This is a genomic window from Paracoccus sp. S4493 (genome assembly GCF_000967735.1).
Taxonomy (GTDB): domain Bacteria; phylum Pseudomonadota; class Alphaproteobacteria; order Rhodobacterales; family Rhodobacteraceae; genus Paracoccus; species Paracoccus marcusii.
This window is the reverse complement of record NZ_JXYF01000043.1, coordinates 65168-91967: the sequence shown is the minus strand read 5'-3', so window position 1 is coordinate 91967 and position 26800 is coordinate 65168. Positions and strand designations below refer to the sequence as shown.

General features: G+C 67.3%; 24 protein-coding genes, 1 tRNA gene, 1 pseudogene and 1 riboswitch. Of the genes and pseudogenes, 17 read left to right on the top strand and 9 right to left on the bottom strand.

All coding sequences use genetic code 11. The annotated features are described in order from the left end of the window. The coding region (locus TW83_RS20520) for a winged helix DNA-binding protein (protein ID WP_157001445.1) at positions 1-414 on the top strand (414 nt) is incomplete at its 5' end. A gap of 20 nt (positions 415-434) precedes the next feature. Here the strand turns inward: TW83_RS20520 and carB are convergent. The 7 genes from carB to TW83_RS08560 all read right to left on the bottom strand — a co-directional run bounded on the left by carB (position 435) and on the right by TW83_RS08560 (position 7118). Further along, positions 435-3773: a carbamoyl-phosphate synthase large subunit gene (carB, locus tag TW83_RS08590; RefSeq protein WP_045982340.1), complete on the bottom strand. Its 3339-nt coding sequence runs from the start codon at positions 3771-3773 to the stop codon at positions 435-437. Between the two features lie 139 nt (positions 3774-3912). Beyond that, positions 3913-4686: a DUF1217 domain-containing protein gene (locus TW83_RS08585; protein WP_052714759.1), complete on the bottom strand. Its 774-nt coding sequence runs from the start codon at positions 4684-4686 to the stop codon at positions 3913-3915. 7 nt (positions 4687-4693) lie between these two features. Beyond that, positions 4694-5098: a flagellar biosynthesis repressor FlbT gene (flbT, locus tag TW83_RS08580; protein WP_045982339.1), complete on the bottom strand. Its 405-nt coding sequence runs from the start codon at positions 5096-5098 to the stop codon at positions 4694-4696. Beyond that, positions 5095-5460 (bottom strand): flagellar biosynthesis regulator FlaF, encoded by a 366-nt coding sequence (flaF, locus tag TW83_RS08575; RefSeq protein ID WP_052714760.1) that lies wholly within the window; start codon positions 5458-5460, stop codon positions 5095-5097. The genes flbT and flaF overlap by 4 nt, the downstream gene beginning before the upstream one ends. An 86-nt stretch (positions 5461-5546) precedes the next feature. Then, positions 5547-6389: a flagellin gene (locus TW83_RS08570; RefSeq protein WP_045982357.1), complete on the bottom strand. Its 843-nt coding sequence runs from the start codon at positions 6387-6389 to the stop codon at positions 5547-5549. 169 nt (positions 6390-6558) lie between these two features. Next, positions 6559-6876, bottom strand: a complete 318-nt coding sequence (locus TW83_RS08565; RefSeq protein ID WP_045982337.1) for a hypothetical protein — start codon at positions 6874-6876, stop codon at positions 6559-6561. After that, positions 6873-7118, bottom strand: coding sequence for a rod-binding protein (locus tag TW83_RS08560; protein WP_045982336.1), 246 nt, complete (start codon positions 7116-7118; stop codon positions 6873-6875). The genes TW83_RS08565 and TW83_RS08560 overlap by 4 nt, the downstream gene beginning before the upstream one ends. Before the next feature lie 104 nt (positions 7119-7222). Here TW83_RS08560 and TW83_RS08555 point away from each other — a divergent pair, with 104 nt between their 5' ends. Both TW83_RS08555 and TW83_RS08550 read left to right on the top strand, forming a co-directional pair. Continuing rightward, a complete protein-coding gene (locus TW83_RS08555) occupies positions 7223-8485 on the top strand; it encodes a flagellar hook-length control protein FliK (protein WP_045982335.1) in 1263 nt (420 codons plus the stop codon). A gap of 9 nt (positions 8486-8494) precedes the next feature. Then, complete coding sequence (locus tag TW83_RS08550) at positions 8495-9163, top strand: flagellar hook capping FlgD N-terminal domain-containing protein (RefSeq protein WP_045982334.1); 669 nt, start codon at positions 8495-8497, stop codon at positions 9161-9163. A gap of 117 nt (positions 9164-9280) precedes the next feature. Here the strand turns inward: TW83_RS08550 and TW83_RS08545 are convergent, their stop codons facing one another. After that, positions 9281-10213: a LysR family transcriptional regulator gene (locus tag TW83_RS08545; protein ID WP_045982333.1), complete on the bottom strand. Its 933-nt coding sequence runs from the start codon at positions 10211-10213 to the stop codon at positions 9281-9283. Between the two features lie 98 nt (positions 10214-10311). Between TW83_RS08545 and TW83_RS08540 the strand changes: the two genes are divergently transcribed. The 8 genes and pseudogenes from TW83_RS08540 to TW83_RS08505 all read left to right on the top strand — a co-directional run bounded on the left by TW83_RS08540 (position 10312) and on the right by TW83_RS08505 (position 17759). Next, complete coding sequence (locus TW83_RS08540) at positions 10312-11190, top strand: hypothetical protein (RefSeq protein ID WP_052714758.1); 879 nt, start codon at positions 10312-10314, stop codon at positions 11188-11190. A gap of 7 nt (positions 11191-11197) precedes the next feature. Continuing rightward, a complete protein-coding gene (locus TW83_RS08535; RefSeq protein ID WP_045982332.1) occupies positions 11198-12070 on the top strand; it encodes a phosphoribulokinase in 873 nt (290 codons plus the stop codon). Positions 12071-12091: 21 nt separating this feature from the next. After that, positions 12092-13552, top strand: a complete 1461-nt coding sequence (locus TW83_RS08530; RefSeq protein ID WP_045982331.1) for a form I ribulose bisphosphate carboxylase large subunit — start codon at positions 12092-12094, stop codon at positions 13550-13552. 12 nt (positions 13553-13564) lie between these two features. Continuing rightward, positions 13565-13984 (top strand): ribulose bisphosphate carboxylase small subunit, encoded by a 420-nt coding sequence (locus TW83_RS08525; RefSeq protein WP_045982330.1) that lies wholly within the window; start codon positions 13565-13567, stop codon positions 13982-13984. 77 nt (positions 13985-14061) lie between these two features. Next, entirely contained in the window at positions 14062-14985 is a 924-nt protein-coding gene (cbbX, locus tag TW83_RS08520) for a CbbX protein (protein WP_045982355.1), read from the top strand. 28 nt (positions 14986-15013) lie between these two features. Beyond that, positions 15014-15694 (top strand): annotated as a pseudogene (gene rpe / locus TW83_RS08515) (ribulose-phosphate 3-epimerase); the annotation flags it as partial. A 141-nt stretch (positions 15695-15835) separates the two neighbouring features. Next, entirely contained in the window at positions 15836-16615 is a 780-nt protein-coding gene (locus TW83_RS08510) for an SDR family oxidoreductase (protein ID WP_045982353.1), read from the top strand. Positions 16616-16679: 64 nt separating this feature from the next. Next, positions 16680-17759 (top strand): ABC transporter ATP-binding protein, encoded by a 1080-nt coding sequence (locus tag TW83_RS08505; RefSeq protein WP_045982329.1) that lies wholly within the window; start codon positions 16680-16682, stop codon positions 17757-17759. Here TW83_RS08505 and TW83_RS08500 read toward each other — a convergent pair. Further along, positions 17756-19465, bottom strand: a complete 1710-nt coding sequence (locus TW83_RS08500; protein ID WP_045982328.1) for a hypothetical protein — start codon at positions 19463-19465, stop codon at positions 17756-17758. The two genes, TW83_RS08505 and TW83_RS08500, sit on opposite strands and share 4 nt — an antisense overlap. Positions 19466-19612: 147 nt before the next feature. Then, a riboswitch (glycine riboswitch) is annotated at positions 19613-19702 on the top strand. A gap of 158 nt (positions 19703-19860) precedes the next feature. Here TW83_RS08500 and gcvT point away from each other — a divergent pair. The 6 genes from gcvT (at position 19861) to TW83_RS08470 (ending at position 26791) form a co-directional block, all read left to right on the top strand. Continuing rightward, positions 19861-20976, top strand: a complete 1116-nt coding sequence (gene gcvT, locus TW83_RS08495; RefSeq protein ID WP_045982327.1) for a glycine cleavage system aminomethyltransferase GcvT — start codon at positions 19861-19863, stop codon at positions 20974-20976. 11 nt (positions 20977-20987) lie between these two features. Continuing rightward, positions 20988-21347, top strand: coding sequence for a glycine cleavage system protein GcvH (gcvH, locus tag TW83_RS08490; RefSeq protein WP_084693814.1), 360 nt, complete (start codon positions 20988-20990; stop codon positions 21345-21347). Between the two features lie 97 nt (positions 21348-21444). Next, positions 21445-24279, top strand: coding sequence for an aminomethyl-transferring glycine dehydrogenase (gene gcvP, locus TW83_RS08485; protein WP_045982326.1), 2835 nt, complete (start codon positions 21445-21447; stop codon positions 24277-24279). A gap of 133 nt (positions 24280-24412) precedes the next feature. After that, positions 24413-24772, top strand: coding sequence for a hypothetical protein (locus tag TW83_RS08480; RefSeq protein ID WP_045982325.1), 360 nt, complete (start codon positions 24413-24415; stop codon positions 24770-24772). Positions 24773-24777: 5 nt separating this feature from the next. Then, positions 24778-26655, top strand: coding sequence for a pyrroloquinoline quinone-dependent dehydrogenase (locus TW83_RS08475; RefSeq protein WP_045982324.1), 1878 nt, complete (start codon positions 24778-24780; stop codon positions 26653-26655). Between the two features lie 60 nt (positions 26656-26715). Continuing rightward, positions 26716-26791: transfer RNA gene (locus TW83_RS08470), tRNA-Ala, on the top strand. Positions 26792-26800: the final 9 nt, after the last annotated feature.

Here is a 26800-nt window from a genome sequence, read left to right as displayed (position 1 = left end):
GTTTTCGGGGGGCACCTCAAGAACCTACGAACGTCTTTAAGGTTCTGTTCTGATTTTTCTGAATGGTTGGTAGATAGCAACAACACGAATGCATCCCCAGAGGATAAATTCGAGTTGCTGGAAGCGTGGCTTGCAGAAGAAGCCGATGAGTTCAGGGCTAGTACGCGACTAACTCCAAAACCTTGGGAGGTTTTTGAGAAAATTATTGATGAGGGGGGTATAGTTGCTCCGAGCGATCATGCCAAATTTGGATATGACCGTCCTGAAGCCATGCGACCTCAAGTCAAAACCTTAGAGGAAGCAGGGCTGGTAGAAAGCTCAATGGATGAAACAGATCTAAGACGTCGCACAATTTCTGTGACGCCAAAGGGTTGGCTCGTAAACTACAGTCGTCGCGGCTACCCAGCCAGTTAAGTGGCAATATCGCTGCAGACCTAAGCCTGCAGCGACCTGACCCCGACTTCCCCTTCCTCCCGCGACTTGATCGCCGCCACGGCGGCGATGCTGCCTGCGGCGGTCGTGAAATAGGGGATCTTGTCGTAGAGGGCGACGGCGCGGATGTCGCGGCTGTCGGCGATGGCCTGGACGCCTTCCGTCGTGTTCAGGACCATCGCGATTTCGTCGTTCTTGAGGCGATCGACGATGTTCGGACGGCCTTCATAGACCTTGTTCACGCGGGTGGACGCCACGCCCTGCGCATCCAGGAAATCGGCGGTGCCCGAGGTCGCGACCAGATCGAAGCCCATCGTCACCAGGTCGCGGGCGGCCTGCGCCAAGGCGGGCGTCTTGTCGGCGTCCTTGACGGACAGGAAGACGCGGCCGGTGGTCGGCAGGTCGGTGCCCGCGCCCATCTGCGCCTTGAGGAAGGCGCGCGCGAAGTTGCGGTCCCAGCCCATGACCTCTCCGGTCGAGCGCATTTCCGGGCCCAAGAGCGTGTCGACGCCGGGGAAGCGGGCGAAGGGCAGCACGGCCTCCTTGACCGAGAACCACGGCGTGATCGGGTCGGCCAGCGTCATCGGGTCGGCAAAGGGCAGGTCGGTTTCCGGGCCAACACCTTCGGGATAGGGGGCGCGCGCGGGGAAGTTCGACATCGGCTCGCCCGCCATCAGCCGCGCGGCGATCGAGGCAATGGCGCTGTCCGTGGCCTTGGCGACGAAGGGCACGGTGCGGCTGGCGCGCGGATTGACCTCCAGCACGAAGATCTCTCCGTCCTTCAGGGCGAACTGTACGTTCATCAGGCCCTTGACCTTAAGCGCACGGGCCATGGCCGTGGTCTGGACCTTGAGTTCCGCAACGGTCGCCGCATCCAGCGTGTGGGGCGGCAGCGAACAGGCACTGTCGCCCGAATGGACGCCGGCCTCCTCGATATGCTCCATGATGCCCGCGACGTGGACGGTCTCGCCGTCGCACAGGGCATCGACGTCGACCTCGATCGCGCCGGATAGATAGCTGTCCAGCAGGACCGGACTTTTCCCGCTGACGGTCACGGCCTCGGTGATGTAGCGGCGCAGGTGGTCCATGTCGCGCACGATCTCCATCGCGCGGCCGCCCAGGACATAGGACGGGCGGATGACCAGCGGAAAGCCGATACGCTCGGCGATCTCGATGGCTTGGGCGTCGCTGCTGGCGATGCCGTTGATCGGTTGCTTGAGGCCCAGATCCTGCAGCAGGCGCTGGAACCGCTCGCGGTCCTCGGCCAGGTCGATGGCGTCGGGGGTCGTGCCCAGGATGGGGATACCCTCGTCCTGCAGCGCATTGGCCAGCTTCAGCGGCGTCTGGCCGCCGAACTGGACGATGACGCCGTGCAGGGTACCGTTCTGCTGTTCGGTATGCAGGATCTCCAGCACGTGTTCGAAGGTCAGCGGTTCAAAATACAGCCGGTCCGAGGTGTCGTAATCGGTGCTGACCGTCTCGGGGTTGCAGTTGATCATGATCGTCTCGTAGCCCGCCTTGGTCAGCGCATAGCAGGCGTGGCAGCAGCAATAGTCGAACTCGATCCCCTGGCCGATGCGGTTCGGACCGCCGCCCAGGATGACGACCTTCTTGGCGTCGGTGGGGCGGGATTCGCATTCCACGTCGCCCATCGCGGGCGCCTCGTAGGTGGAATACATGTAGGGGGTCTGGGCCTCGAACTCGGCCGCGCAGGTGTCGATGCGCTTGAACACCGGGCGGATGTCCAGGTTGCGCCGGGCGCGGCGCGCCGTGGTCTCGTCGGTCTTGGTCAGGTGGGCCAGGCGGGCATCGGTAAAGCCCATCATCTTGATGCGGCGCATCCCGTCGGCATCGGTCGGCAGGCCGTTCTCGCGGACGTGATGCTCGACATCGATGATCTCGCGGATGCGGGCCAAGAACCACGGATCAAAGCTGGTGACGCGATGGATCTCGTCATCCGACAGGCCGAACCGCATCGCCTCGGCGATGACGCGGATGCGGTCGGGGGTGGCCTTGGACAGGGCAGCGATGACGGCGGGCTTGCCCTGCTCGGACGCGCCCTCGATGGCGATCTCGTCCAGGCCGGTCAGGCCGTTCTCCATCGAGGCCAGCGCCTTCTGCAGCGATTCGTGGAAGCTGCGGCCGATCGCCATGACCTCGCCCACGGACTTCATCGCGGTGGTCAGGTCGGGCTTGCTGCCCGGAAACTTCTCGAACGCAAAGCGCGGGATCTTGGTCACGACATAATCGATGCTGGGCTCGAAGCTGGCGGGCGTAACGCGGGTGATGTCGTTGTCCAGCTCGTCCAGCGTGTATCCCACCGCCAGCTTCGCGGCGATCTTGGCGATCGGAAAGCCGGTGGCCTTGGAGGCCAGCGCGGACGACCGCGATACGCGGGGGTTCATCTCGATCACGACCATGCGGCCGTCGGCGGGGTTCACTGCCCATTGCACGTTGGAACCGCCGGTCTCGACGCCGATCTCGCGCAGGACCGCGATGCTGGCCGTGCGCATGATCTGGTATTCGCGGTCGGTCAGGGTCAGGGCCGGGGCAACGGTCATGCTGTCACCGGTATGCACGCCCATCGGGTCTATGTTCTCGATCGCGCAGACGATGATGGCGTTGTCGTTGCGATCCCGCACGACCTCCATCTCGTATTCCTTCCAGCCCAGCAGGCTTTCGTCGATCAGAACCTGCGCCATGGGCGAGGCGTCCAGGCCCGAGCGGACGATGCGTTCGTAATCGTCGCGGTTATAGGCCACGCCGCCGCCGGTACCGCCCAAGGTGAAGGCCGGGCGGATGATCGCGGGCAGGCCGATCTCCTCCAGCGCGTCCATCGCCTGGCTGACGCCGGCATTGATGTCGTATTTGCCCGATGCCAGCTTGGGGGCGGCGATGATCGTGGCCTTGGGATTCTCCAGGCCGATGCGGTCCATCGCCTCGCGGAACAGCTTGCGGTCCTCGGCCATCTCGATGGCGCTGCGCTGCGCGCCGATCAGTTCGACCCCATAGCGGTTCAGCGCGCCGCTGTCGGCCAGGGCCAGCGCGGTATTCAGCCCGGTCTGGCCGCCCATCGTCGGCAGCAAGGCGTCGGGGCGTTCCTTGGCGATGATCTTTTCGACGATCTCGGGGGTGATCGGCTCGATATAGGTGGCATCGGCCATTTCCGGGTCGGTCATGATCGTCGCCGGGTTCGAGTTCACCAGGATGACCCGGTAACCTTCCTCGCGCAGCGCCTTGCAGGCCTGGGCCCCGGAATAGTCGAACTCGCAGGCCTGCCCGATGACGATGGGCCCTGCCCCGATGATCAGGATCGACTTGATATCGGTACGTTTCGGCATGGTTCTGGCCCCCGGGCTGGTCGTGCATCGATCGCGGCAAATCGTCCGGGGTTATAGCCAGCCACGCCTTGGGCGCAAGGTGCGGCGGGCCGCTGGCGCGTGGAAATCAGGCTTTGCCCGCCGCCAGGGTGACGCAGGGTCAGAAGTTCTGCAACAGGGTCAGCGCCGCGCTGTAGCGATTGGCCGTGGGCGACGTAGTCAGCTGCGATCGCGCCATGAAGGTCTGGATCAGCTTCTCCACATTCTCGGGCTTGGAAATGTCCTTGAAGCTGGAACTGCCCAGCAGCCTCTCCGAGGCCTTGGTGTATTCCTCCAGCTGGCGGTCGATCGGCAGTCGGGCATAATTGTCGCCGAACCCGAATGCACCCTGAAAGACCTTGCGCAGCGGGGCGTTGCCGATGACCTCGAACCACAGGGTCCGGTCGGTCGAGGTGCGGCCTGCCAGCTCCTGCACCTCGCGCCGGGCATTCAGGCTAAGACGCAGGTTGTCGTCGCTTTCACCGATGCGCCGTTCGAATTCACGCTGCACAAAGGCGGTGCTGATGGTGTCGGCCAGATCCTTGGCGGGCTTCGTCGACCCAAAGCCCATCGCCTCGTTCATGCGCAGATAGCGCTTGTCGGCCAGACGGTTGACCAGCGACGACTTGTCCGCGGGATCGCTTTCCAGAACCTTCTGGATGAAAGCCTTGTTGGGCAGGTCCGCCTCCAGCCCGAAGGCCGAAAGCGTCGTGCTCAAAAGGCGGTAATCCTTGATCAACTCCTCGGCCTTGGTGGTGGCCGCGATGTTGTCACGAAAGTAGGTCGTGCTGCGCTGGACCACAGGGTCGCGGGCAACGGATTCGATCTGCCGGGCCTCGGTTCGCTGGACGATCTTCCAGCCCAGCAGGCCCGTGGCGCCGACAGAGATGGTCATGATACCCTCACGTCCGGGCGGCGGCGAACAGCCGCGCCTCTCGGGGCAGCAGGTCGCGCAGCTTGCGCAGCGCCTGATAGGCATTCGCATCGACCGCGGCGGCACTGGCCTCGGCCAACAGGAGGCGGCTGTCGCGATCGTCGAACACCTGGCTCAGCTGTTCGATGGCGATCAGCAGTTGCCGGCGGCCCTCGGACGGTTCGGCATCGCCCGACAGGATCATCTGCGCGACATACATGGCGCGCGACACCGGTGTCTGAGCGCTATCGGGGTGGATCGCGTCGCGCAGGCGCAGGACGTTCACATTGGGCGTCTTGATCGCGATCTTGGTGCGGCGGTCGCCGTTCTCGATTACCGCGCCGTTGATCAGGACGCGTTCGTTCGGTGCCAGCTTGAGGACAAGGCCGCTCATGGTGCGCCCTCTCCGCGCAGACCGCGCATGACGGTCATGTTGATGTCGATCAGCGGATCGGTCTGGGCGCTGCCCGCCATCACGGCCTGACCGTGGCGGATGGCAAATCCCGCCAGCGAGATCAGGCCGGCTTTGACCTGATCGGGCAGCCCGTTGCCGGGATCGGCAAGGTCGGTTGCCAGGATCGTCCACAGTTCGGAATTCTTGTGCACCGCCTGGATGGTATCGGTGTTGTCGGCCTTTCGCGGGGCCTGCCGCAGCATGCGCGTGACGCGCGAGAAGATGTCGTATTCCGCATCGCGCGGAGAGCGGATGGCGGATGTCCTGTAGCCATGGTCGGTCAGTGGCGTTACCGCGTTCAAGATCGTGCTTCCCATTCTGGAGTGTGATCAGGGGCTGAATGATATTCAGAGGGTGACGGGCGCCCTTGGGGCGCCCGCCGGTCTTATCAGCGGAACAGCGACATGACGGCCGACGGCCCCTGGTTGGCGATCGACAGCGCCTGGATGCCCAGCTGCTGCTGCGTCTGCAGGGCCTGAAGGCGAGCCGACGACTCCTCCATGTCGGCGTCGACCAGCGAGCCGATGCCGGTTTTCAGCGAGTCCGACAGCTTGCCCACGAAGCTGGACTGGTCAGAGATCCGCTTGCCGGCCGAACCCAGATCGGCGGCACCCTGAACAGCGACGTCGATCAGGGCCTCGATCTCGCCGATCGCGGTTTCGGCCGAGGCACGGTCGGTGACCGCGGTCAGACCGGCGACATCCAGGCCTGCCTCGAAGTCGACCGAGTCGACCTCGATGTTGGCAGCACCGGTGGCCACGGTGCCGTTGGTGCGGTCCAGCGAACCCAGAACCGTAAAGGCGGTGTTGGTGCCGGTCGGGTTCGTCTTCAGCAGGTTGACGCCGTTCAGCTGCGTCCCCTCGATGATCGCGGTGATCTGCTCGACCTTCTTCGCCATATCCGTCTGGATCTTGCCGAAGTCAGCAGCGTCGTTGGCACCGCCGATCGCCAGGTTCTTCATCTCCTTCAGCAGATCGGTGATCTGCTCGGCGCCAGCGCGGGCGGTTCCCACCACGGCGTCGGCTACGTTCAGGTTCGACTGGATCGTCTTGAATGCCGACTGGTCGGTTTCCATGACTTTCGAGATCGCCCAGACGGCAGCGTTGTCCTTGGCGTTCGCGACGGTCTTGCCGGTCGCGATGTCGGACTGGGTTTTACCCAGCTGCGAGTTGATGCTCTTCAGGGTCTGCAGCGCGACCATGGCGCTGTTGTTGGTCAGAATGCTGGACATGGTGTCCTCCAATATAAGGTGCTTTGCACCCAGGTTGCATCTTGTGGCCTTCTGACCTGTCGGGCGGTTGCCCTTGCCATTTCCCTGGCATGTCCCCGGTTTAGCGGCCGGTTATTGACAACTAGTGAATATCGGCCCTCCTCTCAAACAAACCTTCCGACGCATTTTATCAAAACCTTTGCGGTGCATTCGCGCGGGTTTCATTCACGTGGCGCTGACCCAAGGAATCATAGGTCTGCAGGCTGCGCGCGGCCTGCACGATGGCGCGAACCTGTTCGGCCGCCTGCTGCGCGCCCTTGAGCGAGGCCTGTGCCAGCGCGCGCAGGTCGGCCAAGGCGGGCTCCAGCAGATCACGGGTGGGGGTATCGATGCCCTTGCGCGCGGCGATGCGGGTCAATTCGTCCAATCCTGCCAGCGCTGCCTGGGCATTTCCGGCCATCAGCGCGCCGCGGATCTGGGCCACCTGGCGGGTCAGGGCGCGGCTCATGCGCGGCCCTCCAGCATGGCGGCAAACCCAAGGTCCAGGCGTTCCGCCAGCAGCCCCGCATGTTCGCGCGTCAGGAAGCTGGAGAACTGCTCCTCTCCGGCGCCGCCGGAAAAGGCGCCTTCGGACGGGCCGGGGCCGCAATATTTCAGCATCTCCTCCAGAAATGCTTGTTCAAGTTGATTCGCGACCGCCACGGGCGAGGGCTTTTGAGCCGCCGTGGGAATAATCGGTTCGATCTGCATTCGGTCCCCGCTGCATATGACGATGGGATTCAAAATATCGGGGCGTCGTAAATAATTGGTAAGGAATAAGGACTAATCAGGAAAAAACCCAAAGAGGCTTTTTCATGGCTGACATCCAGATCATATCGCCCATGCCCGCCCGTACCGATGCCTTCGTCGATGCGGCGACGCCAGTTCCCGTGACGGGCGAATCGGGTTTCGATGTCTGGTCGGCAGGCGCGATGGTACCAGCCGCTCCGGCGACCGCGGTGCCAGCACCACCGCAGGACCCGCTTGCGGCATGGCTAGAGCAGCAGATGGGCTTCAGCGGAGAGTTCAGCGCACCGCCCGGCACCGATCCCGCGATCGAGGCGCTGGCCGCAGGCCTTCCGCAGCTGCCAGCGCCCGAGATTGACGAATCAGCCGACATTCAGGGCGGCGATCCTTTGGCCAGCCTGCTGCCCGTGGACGCAGGGACATCCGATGCGAGCCTGATCAGCGATGCGGTTCCAACGGCACCGCAGTCGACCGACCCGACGACCCCTGCTGAGACTGATGCCCCGGACGCGCCGGCCGTGCAGACCGCAGTCGCGCCGACCAAGACCCCCATCGTGGATGCAGGCGTCACACAGCAGGCCGCCAACCCGGCCACCACCCTGCCTGGGGCAACCGCCGCACAGGTGGCCCCGATCCATGGCAGCGGCCAGCCTGTCACACCGGCGCGCCTAGGCCGTCCGATCCCAGCGACCGAGAGTGTCGCGGCCCCACGCCCCATCGATGGCGGCCCGATCAACACCGCCCCGCCCCCGATCGACCGGGCGGCACCGGACCGTCCGGCGCCAACGGTGGCCCGCGACCCCGTCATTGCCGCTCGATCCGAGATCGCCCTGCCCGCAGGCCTTGCCGAGACCTTGGCCGAACTGCCCTTCGGCACCGATTCGCACACCCCCGCCGCCGCACGGCCCACCGCCGCTGCCGGGTCCGGCTGGCAGGCTGCGTCGCACGATCCGCGCCCCGTGCTGCAGCAGGTCACCGACGCGCTGGTCAGCACCCGTGGCGACCGGACCGAGATCGCCCTGTCCCCCGAGGAGCTGGGCCGCATCCGCCTGGTCATGTCGGGCCCCGATCGCGGCCAGATCACCATCTGGGCCGAGCGCCCCGAGACGCTGGACCTGGTGCGCCGCAACGCGGACCTGCTGACGCAGCAGCTGGCCGATGCGGGCGTGTCCGCGGGCAGTCTGGATTTCCGCCGCGACGACCGCAGCGACAGCCAGCCTGCGCAGGGCCGTGCCAGCGATGACGACGACATTCCCCTTTCGGCCGCCCCCTTGCGGGTCCGCATGTCGCCCACCGCGTTGAGCGACCGCCGCCTGGACATCAGATTATAGGAGCCTTTCATGGTTGACGCGATCACCAGCCCGACAGTGACCATTCCCGCGGCCACCCCCTCTGCGGCAGGCGCGGGCGGGTTCGCAGGCGCCGGCGCGGGGGGGGACTTCCAGACGTTCCTGACCATGCTGACCGCGCAGCTGCAGAATCAGGACCCGCTGAACCCCATGGAAAGCACAGACTTTGCGATCCAGCTGGCGACGTTCGCCGGGGTCGAACAGGCGGCGCTGAGCAACAAGTTCCTAGAGCAGATGGCCGGGCAGGCGGGTGGTGCGGGCATCGCGGGCTGGATCGGCAAGGAGGGGCGGACCACCGCCCCGGTCTGGTTCGGCGACGACGCCATCACCCTGGACGTGGTGCCCCATTCCCTGGCCGACAGTGTGCAACTGGTCACCCGCGACGCGCAGGGTCGCGAGGTCACGCGCGAGGAGATCGGCCCCGGAGAGGGCCAGATCGACTGGCTGGGCCGCAGCGCCGACGACACCAAGCTGCCTGACGGGCTGTACAGCTTTACGTTGGAGAGCCGGCGCGGCGGCGAGATGATCCTGGAGAGCAAGGTCGGCGCTTATGCCCGCATCGTCGAGGCGCAGTTCGACGCCAGCGGCGGGCGGGTCGTGTTCGAAGGCGGCGCCTCTGCCCCGGCGGGAGAGGTCACGGCCCTGCGCGACGCCGGCTGACGGATCAGCGTTAAGAGGTGGTGTCGGTGGATTAGGGGAACGGCCCGCCATAGCGGCCGGCCGTTCGTATTTGCCCGGGCGACGGCCGCACGACAACACGATCCGGAACCGGCAAGATCAGCCGCGCCCCTCCAGACGCGGCAGGAAGCTGCCGCCAAGACCCGCGATGGCCGCGCGGATGCGTTCGGTGGCCGGGCTGGGCGCGCGGTCGGCGCGGTGCAGCAGGTACCAGCTGCGCTGGATGGGCAGGCCGATGGCCTGCAGCGCGACCAGACGGCCGGTGCGCAGTTCCTCGGTGCAGGTATGCTGAGAGATTAGCGCGATGCCCAGGCCCGCGATCACCGCCTGCTTGATCGTCTCGTTCGTGCCCATCTCGGTCGCGCGCCACGGCGTGCCTTCGCCGATGCGGTCCAGAAAGCGGGTCATCAGGATGCGGGTGCCGGACCCCTCCTCGCGCGACAGGAAGGTCTGGGACAGCAGGTCCATCGGCATCACCGGGTCCTGGGCCGCCAGCGGATGGTCGGGTGCCGCGATGATGATGTGCGGATGCGGCCCGATGGGGGCGGCGATCACGGCGGGTTCGCGCGGCGGGCGGCCCATGATCGCCAAGTCCAGCTCGTCCGCGGCCAGCGCGGCCAGGATCGCGTCGCGGTTGCCGATCCGCAGCGTCACCTCGATCCGCGGCAGGGCGCGTTGCAGCGTGGCGACCAGGAACGGCGCGAAATACTTGCCGGTGGATACCACCCCCAGGACCACGTTGCCGCTGTGCCCCTGGGCCAGGGACGCGACCTCGCGCCCGGCGCGGGCCAGTGCGGTGGCGATCTGGGCCTCTGCCATCAGCAGGGCACGCCCCTGCGCGGTGGCGCGAAACGCCCCGTGCTCGGCGCGCAGCAGCAACGGCGCCCCAGCCAGATCCTCCAGCGATTTCAGCTGACTGTGAATGGCGGGCGGGCTGAGGCCCAGCTGCGCCGCGGCCAGGGTCAGGCTGCCGCTGTCGGCGACCGCGCGCAGGGCGCGCAATTGGCGCAGGGTGACGGCATCATGGCGCATCTTAAGTTTTCCTGAATACGTCTTTCGCCTTATTAAATTTTCCGAAACGCGGGCGCCTGTCAATGTCCCTTGGCAGCACTCGTGCCGGGGAGGGGACGATGACCGAAGCGACCATCGACACGGACCTGATCCCGGCCGATCTGCACGCCTGCCTGGATGATCTGGCGCGCCACCTGGCCACCGGGGCTGCGCTGCGAGGCAAGGGGCTGCGCTGGATCAGCCGGGCGGATCGGGCCACGCCCGAAGGGGGCGATCCGCAGGGCGCGCTGGCCCTGGCCATCGCGCATTCGCCGCCCGACCAGCCTGATGCCAATGCCCCCACGGGCACCCTGTTCGCGATCTTCGACGCGGCGGCCACGGCCGAGGACAGCTTTCTGCGCCCCGCGCGGCAGATGCGGGCGGCGGGATACGTGATGCACGGACCGCGCTGCCTGATGGTGCTGACCTGCGGCGACGGCGTGCAGGTGCAGGCGCTGGACGGGTGGGCCTTCGCCATCGAACGGGCGCGGGCCACCCTGCCCGACACCGTGCGCGACCTGGCCATCGACATGTCGCAGTACCGCCACTGGCCGCGCCCCGTACGGGCCTATGTCGACGACTGCCTGGCCGGCGTTCAGGGCCCGCGCGGACGGACCATCGACCTGCGCTGGACCCCGTCGCTGGTGGCCGAGGCGCATCGGATCCTGATGCGCGGGGGCATCTACCTTGCGCCCGCGGATGCGCGGTCGGGGCATGCGCGGGGCAGCCTGTCGATGCTGCACCAGGCGGCGCCCATCGCTTTCCTGATCGAACAGGCCGGGGGACGGGCAACGGACGGCGCGCTGCCGATCCTGGACGCGGTGATCACCGGGTTCGACAGCCGCACGCCGCTGGTCTTCGGCTGCGTCGACAAGGTCGACCGCGTCGCCGCCTATCACGATCTGCCCGAGGCCGAGGTGTCGGCCCTGTTCGGCCATCGCGGCCTGTTTCGCACCTGAGGACCCCATGAGCCACAAGCATCCTATCATCTCGGTCACCGGCAGTTCGGGCGCGGGCACCACGACGGTCAAGTCGACCTTCGACCAGATCTTTCGCCGCGAGGGCATCACCGCCGTCAGCATCGAGGGCGATGCCTTTCACCGCTATGACCGCGCCGCGATGAAGGCCGAACTGGCCGCGCGGCTGGCCGCGGGCGACGCGACCTTCAGCCATTTCAGCTTCGACGCCAACGAACTGCAGGCGCTGGAACAGATCTTTCGCGTCTATGGCGAAACGGGGCGCGGCCAGACCCGCCATTACGTTCATGACGACCGCGAGGCGGAACGATGGGGCACCCCGCCCGGCACCTTCACGGACTGGGCACCCTTTCCCGACGGCAGCGACCTGCTGTTCTATGAGGGGCTGCACGGGGCGGTGGCCAACGACACCGTCAACCTGGCCGCGCTGGCCGATCTGAAGATCGGCGTGGTGCCGGTGATCAACCTGGAATGGATCCAGAAGATCCACCGCGACAGCGCCCAGCGCGGCTATTCGACCGAGGCCGTGACCGACACCATCCTGCGACGCATGCACGCCTATGTGCACTGCATCTGTCCGCAGTTCACCCAGACCGACATCAATTTCCAGCGCGTGCCGGTGGTTGACACGTCGAACCCGTTCATCGCGCGCTGGATCCCCACGGCCGACGAAAGCCTGGTGGTGATCCGGTTCCGCAACCCGAGGGGCATCGATTTTCCCTATCTGACCCAGATGATCGACGGATCCTGGATGAGCCGCGCCAACTCGATCGTCGTGCCCGGCCCCAAGATGGACCTGGCGATGCAGCTGATCCTGACGCCGATGATCCTGCGCCTGACCCATGACGCCAAGCGCGCCTGACCCTTTCACGGAGGACTGACCATGAATGAGATGCCAGCCAAGTTGGACGCGAAAAAGCGGTACTCTGCCGGGGTGCTGAAATACGCGCAGATGGGATACTGGGAGCCGGACTATACCCCCAAGGACACCGACATCATCGCGCTGTTCCGCATCACGCCGCAGGACGGGGTGGACGCGGTCGAGGCCGCGGCGGCGGTGGCGGGCGAAAGCAGCACCGCAACCTGGACCGTGGTCTGGACCGACCGGCTGACCGCCTGCGACAAGTACCGCGCCAAGGCCTATCGCGTGGACCCCGTCCCCAACGGCCCCGGAGAGTTCTTTGCCTATATCGCCTATGACCTTGACCTGTTCGAGGGGGGCAGCATCGCCAACTTGACCGCGTCGATCATCGGCAACGTCTTCGGCTTCAAGCCGCTCAAGGCCCTGCGGCTGGAGGACATGCGCCTGCCCGTGGCCTATGTGAAGACGTTCCAAGGTCCCGCCACCGGCATCGTGGTCGAGCGCGAGCGCCTGAACTGCTATGGCCGCCCGCTGCTGGGTGCCACGGTCAAGCCCAAGCTGGGCCTGTCGGGCCGGAACTATGGCCGCGTCGTCTATGAGGCGCTGAAGGGTGGTCTTGATTTCACAAAGGATGACGAGAACATCAACAGCCAGCCCTTCATGCATTGGCGCGACCGGTTCCTGTACTGCATGGAGGCGGTGAACCGCGCCAGTGCCGCGACCGGAGAGGTCAAGGGGACGTACCTGAACGTCACCGCCGGCACGATGGAGGAGATGTACGCGCGGGCCGAGTTCGCGAAATCGCTTGGGTCGGTGATCGTGATGATCGACCTGGTGATCGGGTACACCGCGATCCAGTCGATGGCCAAATGGGCGCGCGACAACGACATGATCCTGCACCTGCACCGGGCCGGGCATTCGACCTATACCCGCCAGCGCAGCCACGGCGTCAGCTTTCGCGTGATCGCGAAATGGATGCGCCTGGCCGGCGTCGACCACCTGCACGCAGGCACCGTCGTGGGCAAGCTGGAGGGCGATCCGGCGACCACCAGGGGATATTACGACATCTTCCGCGAGGAGCGGAATCCCATGGCGCTGGAGAACGGGATCTTCTTCGACCAGGACTGGGCCAGCCTGAACAAGATGATGCCGGTGGCGTCGGGCGGCATCCATGCCGGCCAGATGCACCAGCTGCTGCATTACCTGGGCGAGGATGTCGTGCTGCAGTTCGGCGGCGGCACGATCGGCCATCCCCACGGGATCGCCGCCGGCGCACAGGCCAACCGCGTCGCGCTGGAGGCGATGGTGTTCGCGCGCAATTCGGGCCGCGACATCTGGAACGAGGGCGAGGACATCCTGCGCGACGCCGCCCGCACCTGCACGCCGCTGAAGCAGGCCCTGGATGTCTGGAAGGACGTCAGCTTCGACTATGCCTCGACCGATGCGCCCGATTTCGCGCCCACCCCCGAAGTGTCCCACTGAGGAGCCAGAGCCATGAAGATGACGCAAGGCCAGTTCAGCTTTCTGCCCGACCTGTCGGATGACGACATCCGCGTGCAGGCCCAGTACGCCATCGACAGGGGCTGGGCGGTGTCGGTCGAATACACCGACGATCCGCATCCCCGGAACACCTATTGGGAGATGTGGGGCCACCCGATGTTCGACAATCCCGACGCCGCTGCGGTGGTGTTCGAGGTCAACGAATGCCGCAAGGTGCATGGCGGCGTCTATATCCGCGTCATCGCCTTCGATGCCTCGCCCGGATGGGAATCGATCCGCATGGCGATGATCGTGAACCGACCGGCGGTGGAACCAGGCTTTCGGCTGGTGCGCCAGGAGGGCGAGGGCCGGACGGTCCGATACAGCATCGAGAGCTATGCCATGCGCGAGCCCGAGGGCGCACGCTATCCCTGAGAGGTTGCTCCTCCGCAGGGCCAGGTCCGGGCGGTGTCCTCCCATCGCCCGGACGCATTCCACGAAAGAGGTGCATGATGACCGAAGATGTCCCGACCCATGTCGACCTTGCCCGGGACTTTGCCGACAGCGGCGTGGCCGAGGTCCTGGCCGAGCTGGACCAGGAGCTGGTGGGCCTGGCCCCCGTCAAGGCGCGCATCCGCGAGACGGCGGCCCTGCTGCTGGTCGACCGGGCGCGACGGCGGCTTGGCCTGGCGACCGAGACGCCGACGCTGCACATGAGCTTCACCGGCAATCCCGGCACCGGCAAGACGACCGTTGCGCTGAAGATGGCCACGCTGCTGCATAGGCTGGGCTATGTCCGCAAGGGGCACCTGGTGACCGTCACGCGCGACGACCTGGTGGGCCAGTACATCGGCCATACCGCGCCCAAGACCAAGGAGGTCCTGAAGAAGGCGATGGGGGGCGTGCTGTTCATTGACGAGGCATATTATCTCTATCGGGCTGAGAACGAGCGCGACTATGGGCAGGAGGCGATCGAGATCCTGCTGCAGGTGATGGAGAACAACCGCGACGACCTGGTGGTGATCCTGGCGGGCTATGGCGACCGGATGGACCGGTTCTTTGCCTCGAACCCCGGGTTCCGGTCGCGGATCGCCCACCACATCGAGTTTCCCGACTACAGCGACGACGAGCTGCTGCACATCTGCGAAGGCATGCTGGCGCGACAGAATTACCGCCTGGACGACGCGGCCCGCACCGCGATGGGCCAGTACATCGCCGCGCGGCGCGGGCAGCCGCATTTCGCGAACGCCCGGTCGATCCGGAACGCGCTGGACCGCGCCCGGCTGCGGCAGGCGAACCGTCTGTTCACCGAGGCGCAGGGGCCGCTGGACGCCGCCGCCCTGTCCACGCTGAGCGCGCCGGACATCCGCGCCAGCCGCGTCTTCGACGGCGGTCTTGACGTGGACCGCGCCAGCAGGCAGGCCGCAGCGGAGTGAACCCCGCCCGAACAGACTGGAGAGCGCCATGGATTTCGACCGCACGATCAAGATTGCCCCATCGATCCTGTCCGCCGATTTCGCCAATTTCGGGGCTGAGATCCGCGCCATCGAGGCGCAGGGCGCCGACTGGGTCCATGTCGACGTGATGGACGGGCATTTCGTGCCGAACCTGACCTTCGGCCCCCCGGCGGTCAAGGCGTTCCGCCCGCATGTGAAGACGGTCATGGACGTGCATCTGATGATCGCCCCGGTCGACGCCTATATCGAGGCCTATGCCGAGGCGGGGGCCGACATGATCACCGCCCATGTCGAGGCCGGGCCGCATCCGCACCGCACCCTGCAGGCGATCCGCGCGACGGGCAAAAGGGCCGGGATCGCGCTGAACCCCGGCACCCCGGTCGAGGCGGTCGAATACCTGCTGGACCTGTGCGACATGGTGCTGGTGATGACGGTGAACCCCGGTTTCGGCGGGCAGAAGTTCATCCACAGCCAGGTCGACAAGATCGCCCGCCTGCGCGGGATGATCGGCGATCGGCCGATCCATATCCAGGTGGACGGCGGGGTGGACCCGGCGACGGCGCCGCTGGTGGCGCAGGCCGGGGCCGACGTGCTGGTCGCGGGATCGGCGGTCTTCAAGGGCGGGTCGGTGGACCGGCCCGACGTCTATGGCGCGAACATGCGCGCGATCCGCGAGGCCATCGCGGAGAGAGCATGGGGCAAGGGCGGGGCCGTCGAGGCCCCTTCCTTGCCGCGGGGCTGCGCCCCGCCGCGCATCGCCGCCGTCATCGCGTTTGACAATGCCGCCCCGCCCGCGTTTCCTGCGCGTCGAACGCAGAGGGAGAACACGATGGATCTGGGGATCAAGGGCAAACGGGCGCTGGTCTGTGCGGCGTCCAAGGGGTTGGGGCGCGGCTGCGCCGAGGCGCTGGCCGAGGCCGGCGTGAACCTGGTCATCAACGCCCGCACCGAGGCCGAGATCACCCGGACCGCCCGCGAGATCGCCGAACGGCATGGCGTCGAGGTCACCCCGGTCGCCGCCGACATCACGACCGAGGAGGGCCGCGCCCGCGTGCTGGCCGCCGTGGGCCATGCCGACATCCTGGTCACCAATGCGGGCGGCCCTCCGCCGGGCGACTGGCAGGACTGGACACGCGACGATTTCATCCGTGCCATCGACGCCAACATGCTGTCGGCCATCGCCCTGATGCAGGCGCTGGTGCCGGGCATGATGGATCGCGGATGGGGCCGGGTCGTGAACATCACCTCGGCATCGGTGCGGTCGCCGATCTCGGTTCTGGGGCTGTCCAACACGGCGCGCACCGGACTGACCGGGTTCGTGGCCGGCATGTCGCGCCAGGTCGCCGGCAAGGGCGTCTGCGTGAACAACCTGCTGCCCGGCATCCACGCGACCGACCGCGCCGACAGCCTGGATGGCGGCGTGGCGTCCGCGCAGGGCATCACCGTCGATCAGGCCCGCGCACAGCGGCAGGCGACCATCCCCACCGGCACCTATGGCACGGCCGCCGATTTCGGCGCGACCTGCGCGTTCCTGTGCAGCCAGCAGGCGCGGTTCATCGTCGGGCAGAACGTGCTGCTGGACGGCGGCGCGTTGAACGTCACGGTCTGAGGCCCTGTTGCGAGGCGGGGGCGCGCCTGATACGCAACCCCGACCAAAACGCCAAGGATCGCCCGTGACCGTGCCCCCCCGCCTGGAAGTTCAGGGACTGACCCGCCGATTCGACGGCCAGGCGGTGGTGGACGATGTCAGCTTCCAGGTCGAGGCGGGCCAGGTGGCCTGTCTGCTGGGCCCGTCGGGCTGCGGCAAATCGACCACGCTGCGCATCGTGGCGGGCGTCGACATGCAGGACCGGGGGCGGATCTTCGTCGACGGCCAGCTTGTCTGCGACACCCAGTTCCGCATCCCGCCCGAACGCCGCGCGATCGGGCTGATGTTCCAGGACTTCGCGCTGTTCCCGCATCTGCCCGTGCGCGAGAACGTGGCATTCGGCCTGGCCGGCGGCTGGAAGGCCAACCGCGACCGCGTGGCCGAGCTGCTGGACCGCGTACGCATGACCGCCCATATCGACAGCTATCCGCATGAGCTGTCCGGCGGAGAGCAGCAGCGCGTGGCCCTGGCGCGCGCCCTGGCCCCGCGGCCGCGCGTCCTGTTGATGGACGAGCCGTTCAGCGGCCTGGACGAGCGCCTGCGCGACGGCATCCGCGACGAGACGCTGGCCCTGCTGAAGGATGAGGGCACCGCCGTCCTGCTGGTCACCCACGAGCCGCACGAGGCGATGCGGATGGCCGACCAGATCCTGCTGATGCGGGGGGGCCGGATCGTGCAGCAGGGCGCGCCCTACAACCTCTACAACGCGCCGGTGGATCGGCTGGCGGCGGGGTTCTTCAGCGACATCAACGTGCTGACGGGACGGGTGCAGGGCGCGCTGACCGACACGCCCTTCGGCCAGTTCCTGACCCCCGGCCTGCCCGAGGGGGCAGAGGTCGACATCGTCATCCGGCCCCAGCACCTGAAGATGGATTTCGACCGCGCCGGACAGGGCCCCGCCCCCACCGCCGAAAACGGCAGCGCCGCGCTGGCGCGGGTCACGCGGGCCCGCTATCTGGGTCGCGAATCGCTGGTCGAGTTCGCGACCGATGCGGGCGGCATCGCGCTGAACGCGACGGTGCCGGGGGTGTTCCTGCCGCCTGCCGGGACGCCGATGTGGCTGATGCTGCGCCGCGACCGGGTCTTCGTCTTTCCGCGCCGCTAGTCCTGGCCCGTGGCGCGGCGGTAATCGGCCAGCACCTGTGCCAGATGCAGCCTGCGCCCGGCAGGATCGGCCAGGGCATGGCACAGCCTGCGCGCATTGCGCGACATCTGCCGGCAGGCGTCCGGGTTTGCGCGGGCCCAGGCCAGCCGGTCGGGCAGGTCGGACCCGTCCTGCGCCATCGGAATGACGTGAACCCAGGGCCGGAACAGCCGCCCCGCAAAGCTTTCCCAGCCGTCACCTTGGCGGATCACCACCGCATGGCTGTCGGCCAGGGGCAGGAGGTCGGCATCCCCCTCGGAGCCGGACAGGCACAGGGCGTGGCGCGGCGGCCGGGGCGGCGCCTGCGGCGCAGGCGGGCGCAGCCCGGCGCGGTCCAGCGCCCGCGCGACACGCGCATCGGGGATCAGCGCAAGATCGACGCCGTCGCGTCCTGCATGGTCGGTCAGGAACCGCCAGCGCGACATCCGCGGCAAGGCATCGACCGCCTGTGCGAAGGCGTCGGACCCCGGTGCGCTGGTCAGCAGGGCGGTGATCGCGCCCTCGGCCGTCAGGCGGTCGTGATGGTTGGACAACGTTCCGCGCCACCCCGCCACGTCGGCGCGGTCCTGCCATGCGGGGTCATCGCCCGCGGGTGCGCCTGGAAAGCCGTCATTGCCGATGCGATGCAGCCAGGGCGCGGGCCACAGGAACACGTTGCGCGCCCCCGTGCGGCGCAGACTGGCGATCAGCGGTCCGTCGGCGGGATCGTCCGGTCCACTGCCCGCGAAGGTCGCGGGGCGCATGTCCAGCCAGTACCGCCCCCGATCTGTCAACGCGGCGATGTCATTGGCCACCGCCGCCGCGCGCAGCAGGCCGGGGCGCTGTGCGGCCAGGTAGAACCGCCCGTCCGGCCCGCGATGCAGCGGCAGTTCGGCCCCGTCGGCCGTGCGCAGGCGGCCGTGATCCATGTCCAGGCACAGCGCCTGCGCATGGGGCGGGCGGTCGACCGTACCCTTTTGCCGCAGGCGAGCGGGCGCGGCCAGCCGGGCCAGGCGCGCCGCCAGCCGGGCGCGACGGTCGGGGTCGATGTCCGCGCCGGGACCCGCCGTCTGCATCATCGCCAGCACCCGCGGCAGGTTGGTACGCCGGGCTTGGCGCACCCCCGCGCCCGGCAGGGCGGGCAGATGCGGCAGGTCGTACCAGGGCGACAGGGCGCGGCGGTAATCCTCGGGGGCGGCCTGGTCGATGTCGATGTCGATGAAGGTGGGACGGCCCGCGAAATGCGCCCGCACGGCGGACAGGTGGTCGGCCCAGTCCTGCGCCCAGATGTCACCCAGATCGCCCAGGGAAACGCCCAGATTGGCCGCGATGCTGCGGGCATAGGCGCCGCCCCGGTGCAGATAGCGACTGGCGATCCAGTCCTCGACCCGGCGGGTGTTCAGCAGGAAGACCGAACCGGGATAGTGACGGTCCAGCAGGGCGAAGTCGCGGAATCCCTCGATCACCGGCATGTTCAGGAAGCGCACCGATTCCATGTCGGTGAAGGCCGTGACGCTGTCCGCCCATCGCGCCAGCGGCCGGGCACCGGTCAGCCTGGCATAAGCGATGTCATCGGCCAGCGCGCCTTCCAGCCAGTGTGCAGCCGGGATGCGGTTCAGGTCGAACAGGCGCGCGATGAAGGTCGTGCCGCATTTGTTGAAGCCGATCTGGAAGAACTTGGGCGGCATGGGCGACCTGTCCGGGGGCAAGCCGCGACGATGCGCATGGGGGCGGGGCCTGTCAACGTCTGCCCGGCCCTTGGGCGGAAAGCGCCGCTTTGACGCACGGCTGCGACAAAGGTCTTGCCTTGCCGCAAGGGGGCGGCTAGCACCGAGGGCAGGAATTCGGGAGACACCGGCGCTGCGCCGGGGCCGAAGGAGAAGCCGCCCCGGCAAGCTCTCAGGCAAAAGGACCGTCTTCCCCAAGAACTCTGGAGAGTGGCCGAGAGGCCCGCCGAAGGGATAACGATCTCAGGCGCCCAAGTCCCGACAGGGGCACCGGCACGGACAGAGGGGGCATCGACGCACGGGGGCATTCCCCGTCCAACCGATGCCGGCTGCCCGGCAGACACGCAGGAGGCCAGATGGCCGAGACGAGCCGCCGGACCGGTCTTTACGACCTTCATGTCGAACAGGGTGCCCGCATGGTGCCCTTTGCGGGCTGGGACATGCCCGTGCAGTACCCGATGGGGGTGATGGCCGAACATCTGCACACCCGCGCGCGGGCCGGGCTGTTCGACGTCAGCCACATGGGACAGGTGCTGGTCACCCCTGATGATGGCGACATGGCCACCGCCGCCGCGGCGCTGGAGACGCTGATCCCCGCAGATGTCGCGGGCCTGGCGCCCGGGCGGCAGCGTTACGGCCTGTTCACCAGCGATGCGGGCGGGGTCCTGGACGACCTGATGTTCGCCAACCGGGGCGATCATTACCTGCTGGTCGTGAATGCGGCCTGTGCGGAACAGGACATCGCGCATCTGCGCGGTCTGGCGGGCGTGACGGTGACGCCGGTGACGGATCGCGGGCTGGTGGCGCTGCAGGGGCCGCAGGCGGAGGCGGCGCTGGCCCGGCTGGTGCCGGGGGTCGCGGCGATGCGGTTCATGGACAGCACCGCGCTGGACTGGGATGGGGCGACGCTTTGGGTGTCGCGGTCGGGCTATACCGGAGAGGATGGATTCGAGATCTCAGTGCCCGAGGCCCGGCTGGAGGATTTCGCGCGGGCGCTGCTGGCAGAGCCCGAGGTGGCGCCCATCGGTCTGGGGGCGCGCGACAGCCTGCGGCTGGAGGCGGGGATGCCGCTTTACGGTCATGACATGGACGGGGGCGTGACGCCCGCGCAGGCGGCGCTTGGCTGGTCGATCCCCAAGGTGCGTCGCGCGGGTGGTGCGCGGGCGGGCGGGTTTCCCGGCGCCGACGCGGTGCTGGCCGAACTGGGATCGCCCGCCGTCACCCGCCGCGGGCTGCGCCCCGAGGGCCGCGCACCGATCCGCGAGGGAGTCGCGCTGTTCGCCGATGACGGGACGCCCATCGGGACGGTCGGTTCGGGCGGCTTCGGGCCGTCTGTGGGCGGCCCGATCGCCATGGCCCGCATTCCCGCCGACATCCCCGAGGGTGCCACGATCCAGGCGGAGCTGCGCGGCAAGCGCGTGCCCCTGACGGTCTGCGCCCTGCCCTTCGTCACCCCATCCTATAAACGCTGAAGGACCTGATCATGCTGAAATACACCGAAGACCACGAATGGCTGCGCGCCGAGGGCGACGAGATCGTCGTGGGCATCACCAAGCATGCCAGCGAACAGCTGGGCGACGTGGTGTTTATCGAGCTGCCCGAGGAGGGGCGCGAGGTCAGCGCCGGCGACGAGATCGTGGTGATCGAGAGCGTCAAGGCCGCGTCCGACATCACGGCCCCGGTGGCGGGCACGATCACCGCGGTTAACGAGGCGCTGTCGGACAGCCCCGGCGACGTGAACGGCGATCCGATGGCCGCCTGGTTCTTCCGGATTAAGCCCACGGATGCCGGTGCGTTGGACGGGTTCATGGACGAGGCCGCCTACAAGGCGCTGGTCGACTGAAGATCGACCGCCGGCCGGGGGTTTCACCCCCGGACCCCCAGGGTATTTGAACAAAGAAGAAGGGCCGCCGCCGCGCGTGCCCGGCAAGGAGGCCAGGATGAGCCGCTGGACGCCCACCGACTACAACCCCGACGATTTCGCGAACCGCCGGCATATCGGCCCGTCCCCGGTCGAGATGGCCGAGATGCTGAAGGCGGTCGGGGCCGACAGCGTGGACCAACTGATCGAACAGACCGTGCCCGCGGCGATCCGCCAGTCGGATGCGCTGGACTGGCCGGCGCTGTCCGAGGCCGGGCTGCTGGCACGCATGCGTGAGGTGGCGGACAAGAACCGGGTGATGACCAGCCTGATCGGCCAAGGTTATTACGGCACCGTCACGCCCCCCGCGATCCAGCGCAACATCCTGGAGAACCCGGCCTGGTACACGGCCTATACCCCCTATCAGCCCGAGATCGCGCAGGGGCGGCTGGAGGCGCTGCTGAACTTCCAGACCATGGTCGCGGATCTGACCGGGTTGCCGGTCGCGAACGCGTCCCTGCTGGACGAGGCGACGGCGGCGGCCGAGGCGATGGCCATGGCGCGGCGGCAGTCGAAGTCGAAGGCGGATGCGTTCTTCGTGGCCCATGACCTGCACCCGCAGACCATCGCCGTGATCGAGACGCGGGCCGCGCCTTTGGGCATCCGCGTCATCAAGGGCTCGGTCGATGATCTGGTGGCGGATCAGGTCTTCGCGGCGGTGTTCCAGTATCCCGGCACATATGGCCATGTCCGCGACCTGACCCCCGAGATCGAGGCGCTGCATGCCGCGGGCGCGCTGGCGATTGTCGCGACCGACCTTCTGGCGCTGTGCGTTCTGAAGGAGCCGGGCGCGATGGGCGCCGACATCGCCGTTGGATCGTCGCAGCGCTTTGGCGTGCCGATGGGCTATGGCGGGCCGCATGCGGCCTTCATGTCCTGCCGCGACGCGCTGAAGCGGGCGATGCCGGGGCGCATCGTCGGCGTCAGCATCGACAGTTCCGGCAACCAGGCGCTGCGCCTGTCGCTGCAGACGCGCGAGCAGCATATTCGCCGCGAGAAGGCCACCAGCAACGTCTGCACCGCGCAGGCGCTGCTGGCGGTGATGGCGGGATTCTATGCGGTGTTCCACGGGCCGGTGGGCCTGCGTGCCATCGCGCAGCGGGTGCATCTGCACGCGGTCACGGTGGCCGATGCCCTGCGTGCTGCGGGGGCCGAGGTCGCGCCGGAGGCGTTCTTTGACACGATCACCGTCAAGGTGGGCGTGGGCCAGCAGGGCATCATGGCCGCCGCACGGCACCGCGGCATCAACCTGCGCAAGGTCGGCCGCGACCGCGTGGGCATCAGCGTGGACGAGACGACCGATGCGGGCGTGATCATTCGCCTGCTGGACGCGTTCGGGATCACCGATGTGGCACCGGCGGCGACCGCACCCGCGATCCCCGAGGCGCTGCTGCGCGAGAGCGAGTACCTGACCCATCCGGTCTTCCACATGAACCGCGCCGAGTCCGAAATGATGCGCTATATGCGCCGCCTGTCGGACCGGGACCTGGCGCTGGACCGGGCGATGATCCCGCTTGGCAGCTGCACCATGAAGCTGAACGCCGCGGCCGAGATGATGCCGATCACCTGGCCGGAATTCGGTGCGCTGCATCCCTTTGCGCCTGCCGATCAGGCGGCGGGGTATCATGAGGCGATCGCGGACCTGACCCAGAAGCTGTGCGTGATCACCGGTTACGACGCCTTCTCCATGCAGCCGAACAGCGGCGCGCAGGGGGAATATGCCGGTCTGCTGACCATCCAGGCCTATCACAAGGCGCGGGGCGAGGAGCGTGACATCTGCCTGATCCCGGTGTCCGCGCATGGCACGAACCCGGCATCGGCGCAGATGTGCGGGATGCAGGTCGTGGTGGTGAAATCGGCCCCGAACGGCGACATCGACCTAGTGGATTTCGCCGACAAGGCGGCCAAGGCGGGCGACCGGCTGGCGGCGGTGATGATCACCTATCCCTCGACCCATGGCGTCTTCGAGGACACCGTGCGGCAGGTCTGCGAAATCACGCATGACCATGGCGGGCAGGTCTATATCGATGGCGCGAACATGAACGCGCTGGTCGGTCTGGTGAAGCCCGGAGAGATCGGCGGCGATGTCAGCCACCTGAACCTGCACAAGACCTTTGCCATCCCGCATGGCGGCGGCGGTCCCGGCATGGGGCCGATCGGGGTCAAGTCGCATCTGGCGCCCTTCCTGCCAGGCGATCCGCAGGGCGGCGAAGGCGCGGTCAGCGCGGCGCCCTATGGGTCGGCGTCGATCCTGCTGATCAGCTGGGCCTATTGCATGATGATGGGCGGCGAAGGCCTGACCCAGGCTACCCGCGTGGCGATCCTGAACGCGAACTATATCGCGGCGCGGCTGGCCGGGGCCTATCCGATCCTGTTCATGGGCAATCGCGGCCGGGTGGCGCATGAATGCATCATCGACACGCGGCCCTTTGCCGAACATGGCGTGACCGTGGACGACATCGCCAAGCGCCTGATCGACAACGGCTTTCACGCCCCCACGATGAGCTGGCCGGTCAGCGGCACCCTGATGGTCGAGCCGACCGAGAGCGAGACCAAGGCCGAGATCGACCGTTTCATCACCGCTCTGCTGGCGATCCGCGACGAGATCACCGACGTGGCCGAGGGTCGCATTGCCGCGGATCAGAGCCCGCTGCGCCACGCGCCGCATACGGTCGAGGATCTGGTCCGCGATTGGGACCGCCCCTATTCTCGCGAACAGGGCTGTTTCCCGGCAGGTGCGTTCCGCGTGGACAAGTACTGGCCGCCGGTCGGGCGCGTAGACAACGCCCACGGCGACCGCAACCTGATCTGCACCTGCCCGCCGCTGGAAGCCTATGCCGAGGCTGCCGAATAGGCGATGCCAGCCCCCAAGGCCCGAAATCCGGGCCTTGGGGGGAACCCTGCCCCGCCCCGGGCATTGCCCTTGCATGTCACGATCTGACACGGCCCCGTGATCGCGCCGGTCAGACCCCATGCCAGAGGTCCCGATGCCCGACACCCTGCCCCCCGCCCACCGCGCCCGAGAGGAGCTGGTCGCCAATCTGATGGCGGTCCCTGCCGTGATCGGCCTGATCTTGGCCATCCTGGCCTTCTTCCAGCGCGGATCGGGCATCACCGGAACTGCCGGCGCCGGGCTGGCCATCCTTGGCATGGTCGCGCTGACCGTGGCTGCGCTGCTGGTCGGGCGTCTGTCGCCGGGCCGGTTCCGCACCTTCGTCGCGGTGATGATCCTGATCGGGGGGCTGCTGACGCTGATCTGCGCGTGGTTCCTGATGCAGGGCTGGCTGATGCTGGCCATCGCGCTGACGCTGGCCCTGTGGCTGATCTTCATCCTGGTCGCGAGGTAAAAGCCATGATCCGCATCCTTCCCACCCTGATCCTGCTGGCCCCCGCCGCCCATGCGCAACAGACCGAATGGACCGGTTTCCACGGCAACGGCATGGCCCAGAAATACAGCGCCTCCACCCAGATCACCCCCGAGAACGTCGGCGATCTTGAGATGGCTTGGGAGATTCACACCGGGGATGTCTCCGACGGGTCGGGCGACATTCCGGGCACGGTCTGGTCTGCGACGCCGATTCTGGCCAACGACCTGCTGTACGTCGGCACGCCCTTCTATCGCATCCTGGCCGTTCATCCCGACACCGGAGAGATCGCCTGGACGTATGAGCCCGACGACACCACGCTGGAGCCCCTGTCCCAGCCCGAACTGAAGAACCGCGGCGTGACCTATTGGGAGGGAGAGGGCGACGGACCCTGCGCCCGGCGGGTCTATATCGGCACGATGGACGCCGAACTGCATGCGGTGGATGCCGATACCGGGGAACTGTGCGCCGATTTCGGCGAGGGCGGGATCCTGGACGTGAACCAGTGGAACAAGCCCGACGCAAACTTTCCGCTGTCGCAGCTGCAGCCGCCCACCGTCTTTCGCGACAAGCTGTTGCTGGGTTGGGCGGGCAAGGACTGGCACGACGCAGCGAACCCCCTGGGGTCGGTCTTTGCCGTCGACGCGCGCACCGGCGAACTGGACTGGACCTTCCATTCGATCCCCGAGGATTACGACGGCGTGACCGGCACCTCGAACGTCTGGACCGCCATGTCGGTCGACGAGGAGAACGGTCTGGCCTTCCTGCCCGTCTCCAGCCCCAGCGCGGATTTCTATGGCGGGACGCGCACCGACCCGATCCCCCTGGCGACCTCGGTCACCGCGGTGAATGGCGACACCGGAGAGGTCGTGTGGTCGCGCCAGTTGGTGAACCACGACATCTGGGATTACGATACCGTAGCGGCACCAACCCTTGTGGATATCCCCGGCGAGGGGGGCAGCACCCCCGCCTTGGTCCAGCCGACCAAGATGGGCTATGCCTTCGTTCTGAACCGCCTGACCGGAGAGCCGATCTTTCCGATCGAAGACACCCCCGTCCCCCCGACGGATGTCGAGGGAGAGGTCTCGTCGCCGACGCAGCCCATTCCGACCCTGCCGAAATCGCCCATCGGCGATGACTGGGGCGGCGTGTTCAGCTTGGCCGACATCGCGTCCTTCGGCTATTGCTCGCGCAAGTTCGACGAGCTGCGTTATGAAGGCCGTTACACCCCGCCCAGCCTGGAAGGGACGCTGGCCTATCCGGCCACCGCGGGCGGCTTTCAGTGGGGCGGCGGCGCGGTCGATCCGGAAAGCGGCATCCTTTATATCAACAGCTCTCGCGTGGCGCAGATCTATCAACTGATCGAGCGCGAGGATTACGACACCATGACCAGCGGCGGCAGCGAGGCCGAGGGCGGCCTGTTCCCGATGACCGGCACGCCCTACGGTTTCAGCCTGACCAACTTCCTGAACCCGATCGGCATGCCCTGCTGGAAGCCGCCCTATGGTCTGATGTCCGCCATCGACCTGAAATCGGGTGAAACGCTGTGGGAGCGTCCCTTCGGACAGACGCAGCAATGGGGCTTCTACATGCCGGAAAGCTGGGGTTCGCCCACCATCGGCGGGCCGGTCGTGACGGCGTCCGGGCTGATCTTCATCGGCGCGTCGATGGACGCCCGGGTGCGCGCGCTGGACGCCGCCACCGGCGACGTGTTGTGGAAGGCCCAGGTTGACGCCCCGGCCGTGTCGATCCCCGCGGTCTATGATTATGATGGCCAGCAATACGTGGTCTTTACCGTCGGTGGCAATTCCATCATCAAGCCGCAGGTAGCCGATCAGCTGATCGCCTTCACCCTGCCCGAGTGATGAACAGGGCGGCGCGGCCCACTTGACAAACCGCGCCGCCCACGCGATCAAAACAGCGTTGGGGTCGTAGCTCAGTTGGTAGAGCGCGTCGTTCGCAATGACGAGGTCAGGGGTTCGATTCCCCTCGGCTCCACCATATCCGGAT